Source organism: Flavobacterium sp. (assembly GCF_024305175.1).
Classification (GTDB): Bacteria; Bacteroidota; Bacteroidia; order Flavobacteriales; family Flavobacteriaceae; genus Flavobacterium.
In genome coordinates, this window is the sequence record NZ_JAMWYY010000064.1 from 8,933 (window position 1) to 16,637 (window position 7,705).

Consider the following 7,705-nt stretch of genomic DNA (forward strand, 5'->3'; position numbering starts at 1 on the left):
GTATCTCCATATACATATGCTTGGGATAATGGTGCTACAGGCGCTACCGCAACAGATCTTGCTGCCGGTACTTATGTAGTAACAGTAACCGATGCTAACGGATGTACTACAACACAGTCATTTACAATTACACAGCCTGCTGCCCTTGTAGCTACTGCCGCATCTCAGGTTAATGTTCTTTGTAATGGTGCCGAAACCGGTTCAGCTACTGTAGGTGTAACTGGCGGAGTATCTCCATATACATATGCTTGGGATAATGGTGCTACAGGCGCTACCGCAACAGGTCTTGCTGCCGGTACTTATGTAGTAACCGTAACCGATGCTAATAGTTGTACAACAACTCAGTCATTTACAATTACACAGCCTGCTGCTCTTGCAGCTACAACATCTGTAGATACTCCTGTTACCTGCTTTGGCGGTAACGAAGGTGTTGCAACAGTTGCTGTAACAGGCGGTGTAACTCCTTACACTTACCTGTGGAGCAATAACGCTACTACAGCTACAATAACAGGCCTTACAGCAGGTGCTTATGATGTAACTGTAACCGATGCAAACGGTTGTACTACAACTGCATCTGTAACTGTAACAGAGCCTGCAGAGGTTATGCCTCCTGGAGCAGATGCTCAGGTATTCTGTAACTTTGGTACAGTTGCCGAGCTTGAAGCTACCGGAACAGATGTACAATGGTATGATGTTGCTACAGGCGGATCTCCGCTTACAGGTACAGCATCTTTAACAACTGCTACTTACTATGCTACACAAACTGTAGATGGTTGCGAAAGCCCTACAAGAACTGCTGTAGCGGTAACAGTTAATATTACTCCTGCACCTACTGCAAGTGCACAAACATTCTGTAACAGCGCTACTGTGGCAGATCTTACCTCATCAGGTACAGACACACAGTGGTATACTGCCGCTACAGGCGGTACAGCCCTTGCAGATGACACAGCCCTTGCAACAGGTACTTATTATGTATCACAAACACTGAATGAGTGCGAAAGCACAAGGGCAGCGGTAAGCATTACTGTAAATGTAACTCCTGCGCCTACTGCAACTGCACAAACATTCTGTAACAGTGCTACTGTGGCAGAACTTACTGCAACAGGTACAGATATTAAGTGGTATGCTGCCGAAACAGGCGGTACTGAACTACTTGATACTGCGGTACTGGCAACAGGTACTTATTATGTGTCTCAGACACTAAATAACTGCGAAGGCCCAAGGGCAGCGGTTAGCGTTACAGTAAACGTAACTCCTGCACCGGCAGCAGTTGCACAAACATTTTGTAATGCAGCTACCGTGGCAGATCTTGACGCTGAAGGTACAGGCACAATACTTTGGTATGCCGATGCAACAGGCGGAACTGCTCTTGCAGGTAACATAGCTCTTGCAAACGGAACTACCTATTATGCCTCACAAACACTTAATGGTTGCGAAAGCACAACAAGGACAGCAGTTGCCGTTACTATAAATGTAACAACTGCTCCAACTGCAAATGCTCAGGTATTTTGTAGTGGTGCAACTGTAGCAGACCTTTCTGCAACAGGAACAGCTATCATGTGGTATGCTAATGCAACAGGCGGTACAGCCCTTGCAGATGATACAGCCCTTGCAACAGGTACTTATTATGCTACGCAAACTATAGATGGTTGCGAAAGCGCAACAAGGACAGCGGTTACGGTTACTGTAAACGTAACACCTGCTCCAACGGCAAATGCTCAGATATTCTGTAACAGTGCTACTGTAGCAGAGCTTTCTGCAACAGGTGACAACCTTGCTTGGTATACCAATGCAACAGGAGGTACAGCCCTTGCGGATGACACAGCCCTTGCAACAGGTACTTATTATGTATCACAAACACTTAATGATTGTGAAAGCCCAAGGACAGCAGTAGCGGTTACTGTAAACGTAACTCCTGCACCGGTTGCCGAAGCACAAGCATTCTGCGACAGTGCTACTGTAGCAGAACTTTCTGCAACAGGTGATAACCTTGCCTGGTATGCTGATGCTACAGGCGGTACAGCACTTGCGGATGACACAGCCCTTGCAACAGGTACATATTATGTATCGCAAACGCTTAATGATTGCGAAAGTCCAAGAACAGCCGTTGCAGTTACTATTCAGGTAACAGAAGCTCCTGTAGCTACAGACCTTACTTTGTGTGAAGGCACTACAGTTGCCGACCTTACTGCTGAAGGAACTGATATACTATGGTATGCAGACGAAACAGGAGGCGAGCCTCTTGCCGGCAATGATGTACTTGTTAGCGGAACAACCTACTATGCTTCTCAAACTGTAAATGGATGTGAAAGTGCAACCAGGACTGCAGTAGCGGTAACTATTACCGTAACACCTGCTCCAACAGGAGAGGCTGCACAAGTTGTAGGCGAAAACGCTACTTTTGCTAATCTTACTGTAGAGGGTACAGACATAGTTTGGTATGCTAATGCCGAAGATGCTGCTAACCATGTTAACCCGCTTGATCCTGCAACAATTCTTGAGGACGGAGTAATATACTACGCTACTCAAACTTTAGATGGTTGCGAAAGTGTGGCTTCGCTTGCTGTAACAGTTATCGTATCGCTGCGTACAGATAGTTTTGAAAGGAACAAACTTTCTTACTATCCTGTTCCTGTAGTTGATGTTCTTACAATAGAGAACAACAACATGATAAACAGGGTAACAGTAATAGACCTACTTGGCCAGGTAGTAATTACACAAGATGTAAATGCTACTACCGCTAAAGTAGATATGCGTTCGCTACAGGGAGCTACTTATATAGTACAGATTGAAACCGAATATGGTATTGAAACTGTAAAAGTTGTAAGGAACTCTAACAATAACTAAAGTATAGTTATTATATAACAAGAGGCCCCACGCAATGCGTGGGGCTTTTTTTATTGCCGGTTATACAAAAAAGGCTATATATGCGTTTTAGCTTATATTTGCCCTAAATATATACTGATGAGATTTTTTTGCCTGTTTGTATTTGTTTGTATCAGCAACATGCTTTTTGCCCAGGGCAGCCAGCCATGGGCCAGCCATTTTTCGTATACTAATATACAGGATATGGCACAGAGCAACAGCAGGATGTATGCCGCCGCAGAAAGTGCTATTTTCTCTAAAAGCACAACTACTAACGAAATCAAGACACTTACATCTGTAGACGGGTTAAAACCGGAAACCATTACAGCCATACATTACAGCAGCACCTACAACCGCACACTTGTGGGCAGCAGTAACGGGTTACTTATTGTTGTAAATGGTGATAATTCTATTTTAAACAAAGTAGATATTATAGAAGAAACAACTGTTCAGCCATCGCGTAAAGGGATTAATAATATAGACGAATATAATGGGATTGCCTATATAAGCTGCGACTTTGGTATTGCTGTTTTTAACCTTGAGACTTTAGAGTTTGGTGACACCTACTTTTTAGGACCCAGCGGTACCGAGATTTCTGTAGTGCAAACTGCTGTTCATAACGGCTACCTTTATGCAGCTACAGCAGAAAACGGCATAAGCAGGGGACTGCTAAGTAACCCTAACCTTAACGATTATACACAATGGATGCAGGAATATGGCGGATCATGGACCGGAATTTCCGCGTTTGGAAACCAGCTTTTTGCAACTGATAATTCCGCGAGCCTTGTAAGGCTGGAAAATGGGGGCATTTTTAACCTGGCTTTTATGGGGACTGCTGCCACTGATATAAGGGAAGCGAACGGTTATCTCGTGGTTACATCTGCAAGTCGCATTTTGGTATATGGTGAAAACGTAATACAGGTACTTCAGTTAAACGGCCTGCCTAATGAAGATGTAGTTTTTACCTGTGCTACCGTAGTTTCGGGACAGATTTTTATTGGAACTGCTGAAGACGGTGTAATACAGAGCGCTTTAAATAATATTGCAGTCCGCGAAAATATAACCCCTCAAGGGCCATTATATAGCAATATCTTCTCTTTAGAGTTTGCACCCAACGGACTTTGGGCTGTTTACGGAAGTTATAATTTCTTTATGACACCCGACCTTTCAAGAAAAGGCATCAGCAGGCTAACACAAGAGGGTTGGGAAAGCATATCTTATGAAGATGTTTTTGAAGCAGAGTCATTATCTGATATTGCAGTAAATCCTTCCAATCCTTCGGATGTTTATATTTCATCCTACCACAATGGTTTGGTTCGTATGGAAGGTTTTGAGCCGGTAATACTTTACAACGAAACTAACAGCCCTTTGCAAAACCAGCAGGTTGTAGTGCCAACCTATTATGACCTAAGGGTTAACAGCCTTGCTTTTGATAGTTCAGGTGGCTTATGGATGACCAATGACCAGACAGATAAGCCTCTTGTTGTTTTTCGTAACGGCAACTGGTCTTCCTATAGTTTTGAGGATGTAACTTCAAATCCTAAATCAGATCGTTACCAGAGAATGGCTATCGACAAGAATGGCACAAAGTGGATTCCGTCAATCAATAATGGCCTTATTGGTTTTAACGAAGCTGCAGGTAATAAATTTATGGTGCTTAAAGGAGAATCAGTAAATATGCCAAGTGACTATGTGCGTTGTGTTGCTGTAGATAACAATAACCGCTTATGGATAGGGACATCAAGCGGATTAAGAGTGTTGCCTGGTGTAGACCGTTTTTTGACCGAAGATATACTTTCTGTTAATGAAATTATTATTGAGGAAGACGGCCTTGCGCAGGAGTTGCTTTTTGAGCAGATTTTAACTGATATTGAGGTTGACGGCTCTAATAATAAATGGATAGCTACCGCAGGGGCAGGGGCCTTTTTGGTTTCACCTGACGGACAAAGGACTATTTTTCATTTTACAAACAGTAATTCGCCTTTACCAAGTAATACAGTTAATGATATTGCGATTAACCAGGCCTCGGGAGAAGTTTTTTTCGCGACTGATAGGGGTATGGTGTCTTATAAGGGTACAGCAACAGAAGCAGCAGATGATCTTAACAATGTTTATGTATATCCTAACCCGGTGCGTCCCGGTTTTGAAGGGGATGTAAAAATAAGCGGGCTTATAGATAATGCCAACATTAAAATAACGGATATAGAAGGTAACCTTGTTTACGAAACCACATCAGAAGGAGGTACTGTACTTTGGGATACACGTGCGTTTGGCAGGTATAAGGTAGCCTCGGGTGTATATATGATTTTTATTGCCTCTGACGACGGAACAAAAACCAAGGTAAAAAAGGTAATGATTATAAGGTAGATGCTATGCTTGTTAAAACAAAAGCAATTGTAATAAGTGCGCTGCGCTATCAGGATAAAAGCCTTATTGTAAAGTGCTTTACCCAAAGTGCAGGATTAAAGTCTTATTATGTAAGAGATGCTTTTTCGTCACGCAAAAACTCACAAAAAACAGTATACTTCCGTCCACTGAATATTCTTGAAATAGAAGCCTCACATAAAAATAAAGGTTCATTAGAATATTTTAAAGAAGTCAGGCTCTCGCAACCTTATCACACGCTTCATACCGATATAACTAAAACAACAATAGCAATATTCATTTCAGAAATATTGCATTATTGCATCAAAGAAGAGGAAGCAAACAAAAACCTTTATGAATATCTTGAAACTGCCCTGCAGTGGTTAGACACACATGAGGGTGTTGCAAACTTTCACCTTATTGTACTCTTAGAACTGAGTAAGTTTTTAGGATTTTATCCGGATGTAACACAAAGCAACTATCCTTTTTTTGAGATGGCAGAAGGCGTATTTTTGCGCCATGAAACAATTAGCTGCCTCTCTGAAGCGGATACTGCCCTAATGCACCGGTTACTGCAATTAAAGCCGGATACATCCGCAAAAGCATTTCACGTTTCAGAAAGGCAGATATTGCTAAAAATACTAATGGATTATTATGCGCTTCATCTCGAAGGTTTTGTGCGGCCTAAATCGGTTGAAGTGTTGCGCGAGGTTTTTAGTTAGATGCCATAATAGCTCCGCCTGCAACACCAATTGCCAGCCATACATACCATTTTTTATATAAAGGTGCAGGAATAATAACCTCTGCAGATTTTATCTGCTGTACCGATATATAAGGGTTACTATTAGTTATATCGGTACTAAGGGTTTGCCTGCCTAAAAGCCATTTTCGTTTAAAACCTGTAATTATTGTTGTTTCTGTAGGTATTGATAAAGGATATATTATAAGGCTATCCTGTGTTACTTTATAGCCCATACTATACCAGTAGGTTTTGTTGAAACCTGTCCTTTCAAATTTAAATGGTTGTGTTGAGTCTGATCCTACACTTTTTTCATACCTTATTTCAACAGGTGGTAAACTGGCTTCAGACTTAAGAGATATAATATTTCTTACTTTAGAGAATTCTGAAGTTAAAGCGGCCATTTTTTTATCCTTTTCTAATATTACTTTTTTGAGATCTTTCGCCTCTAATTGTAAAGTATGTATTGATGCAGTTGAAGTTCCCAGTTGATTTTTATAATAGGATACAGAATCGGTTAACGCATTAAGGTTGGCAGTTTTAAAAATGCTTTCTGATGCATTCTTTTCCCATTGATATACCAATAGTACAGCTAAGATTACTGCTATTAAATAAGGAAAATATTTTTTCATAGATTAACCCATTTATAAGTATTTCCTTCTATTACTTCTGTAAAGATATCGCCGCTATCATACTTCAATTTTAACGCCTTCCAATCCAATCCAAAGTTTTTTTCTAAGTGAGGGTAATCAGGAAATTTCTTCCAGTCGCCACCCCATTGCCATCCGAGTGTTTTAAAATAATTTACTATTTCCATCCAGTCTGCCTTTTTGTCACCATCAAAATCTTTTACAGTTGACCATGAAACAGTTTCAAACGAGCCATTATTGTCGGTATCCAATAAAAGCGTAAAATCAAAAGCAAGTCCGTAATTGTGAATAGACTGCCAGGCTTTAGCATTGGTAACTTTTCTTAAATCGTTTCCCTTAGCATCTTTAAAATTTGTACGGCCTTGTCGGTAAAGTATATCCTGTTCTTCAGGTGTACGTAACGTATGTGTAAAACGCAGGCGTACATTTTTTCCCAAAAGAGAATTGTTTACCCATTTATATGCCTCATTAACTTCACTTCTTATAACAGGGTGCAGTAGCGCGATTCTCTTTAGTGTGATTGCGTCCATTATTGCTTTATTTTATTCAAATCGAGATTTTCATTAAAAGCTTTCATTTTATTAATCCATCCTAATGGAGGAAATACCCCGTTCGTAATAGCACTCATATTTAAAAATGCTGAACTGGCAGGATACAGTATTACGATTAATCTTGTGAGTGATTTAAGATAGTCATAAATAAAAGAGGCATCTTTAAGAGTTGTATGCATGACTTCAAAAAGTATTGCAGCACCTGCACATAGAGCAAGTTTAGTGAGCAGCCCAATAATATTTTTTCTGAAAGTGAAATCTTTAAGCTTAAATGCATGATATATGCTACCGATAAAATGGTCAATAGCAATGCAGGTTAAGACTCCGGCTATATATTCACCGTTATCACACGACCACGCGGCGATTTTTGAAAATAGCCATGTGAACATGCTGAATGGTAGTGACAGCATGATTAAACTCTTAAATTTTAGATATAATGATCCATTATGCAATAATGTAAGATTTGAACATAAAAAAAGATAAACGAGTTTCATTATTTTATACAAAAAATGAAATATTACTCAAAATGTAGTATA

Annotated in this window: 6 protein-coding genes; 3 read left to right on the forward strand and 3 right to left on the reverse strand. The window is 40.5% G+C overall.

Annotated elements, in window-relative coordinates; translation table 11 throughout:
* The 3 genes from Q0K96_RS12790 to recO all read left to right on the forward strand — a co-directional run.
* On the forward strand, positions 1–2,847 hold a 2,847-nt coding region (locus tag Q0K96_RS12790), incomplete at its 5' end, for a T9SS type A sorting domain-containing protein (protein ID WP_297334375.1).
* Between the two features lie 117 nt (positions 2,848–2,964).
* A complete protein-coding gene (locus tag Q0K96_RS12795) occupies positions 2,965–5,232 on the forward strand; it encodes a two-component regulator propeller domain-containing protein (RefSeq protein WP_297334376.1) in 2,268 nt (755 codons plus the stop codon).
* A gap of 5 nt (positions 5,233–5,237) precedes the next feature.
* Positions 5,238–5,951 carry a DNA repair protein RecO gene (gene recO, locus Q0K96_RS12800; protein WP_297334377.1) on the forward strand — a complete coding sequence of 238 codons (714 nt, stop codon included), beginning with the start codon at positions 5,238–5,240 and terminating at the stop codon, positions 5,949–5,951.
* Here recO and Q0K96_RS12805 read toward each other — a convergent pair.
* The 3 genes from Q0K96_RS12805 to Q0K96_RS12815 are packed head-to-tail and all read right to left on the reverse strand — an operon-like array spanning position 5,944 to position 7,579.
* Positions 5,944–6,600: a DUF6549 family protein gene (locus Q0K96_RS12805; protein ID WP_297334378.1), complete on the reverse strand. Its 657-nt coding sequence runs from the start codon at positions 6,598–6,600 to the stop codon at positions 5,944–5,946. The two genes, recO and Q0K96_RS12805, sit on opposite strands and share 8 nt — an antisense overlap.
* Positions 6,597–7,148, reverse strand: a complete 552-nt coding sequence (locus Q0K96_RS12810) for a M15 family metallopeptidase (protein WP_297334379.1) — start codon at positions 7,146–7,148, stop codon at positions 6,597–6,599. The genes Q0K96_RS12805 and Q0K96_RS12810 overlap by 4 nt, the downstream gene beginning before the upstream one ends.
* Positions 7,148–7,579 carry a hypothetical protein gene (locus Q0K96_RS12815; protein WP_297334380.1) on the reverse strand — a complete coding sequence of 144 codons (432 nt, stop codon included), beginning with the start codon at positions 7,577–7,579 and terminating at the stop codon, positions 7,148–7,150. Before Q0K96_RS12815 ends, Q0K96_RS12810 begins: the two co-directional genes overlap by 1 nt.
* Positions 7,580–7,705 lie beyond the last annotated feature (126 nt).

Coding starts and splice junctions, on each gene's coding strand:
- recO (WP_297334377.1), top strand. CDS start 5,238: ATGCTTGTTAAAACAAAAGCAATTGTAATAAGTGCGCTGCGCTATCAG.
- Q0K96_RS12795 (WP_297334376.1), top strand. CDS start 2,965: ATGAGATTTTTTTGCCTGTTTGTATTTGTTTGTATCAGCAACATGCTT.
- Q0K96_RS12805 (WP_297334378.1), bottom strand. CDS start 6,600: ATGAAAAAATATTTTCCTTATTTAATAGCAGTAATCTTAGCTGTACTA.
- Q0K96_RS12815 (WP_297334380.1), bottom strand. CDS start 7,579: ATGCTGTCACTACCATTCAGCATGTTCACATGGCTATTTTCAAAAATC.
- Q0K96_RS12810 (WP_297334379.1), bottom strand. CDS start 7,148: ATGGACGCAATCACACTAAAGAGAATCGCGCTACTGCACCCTGTTATA.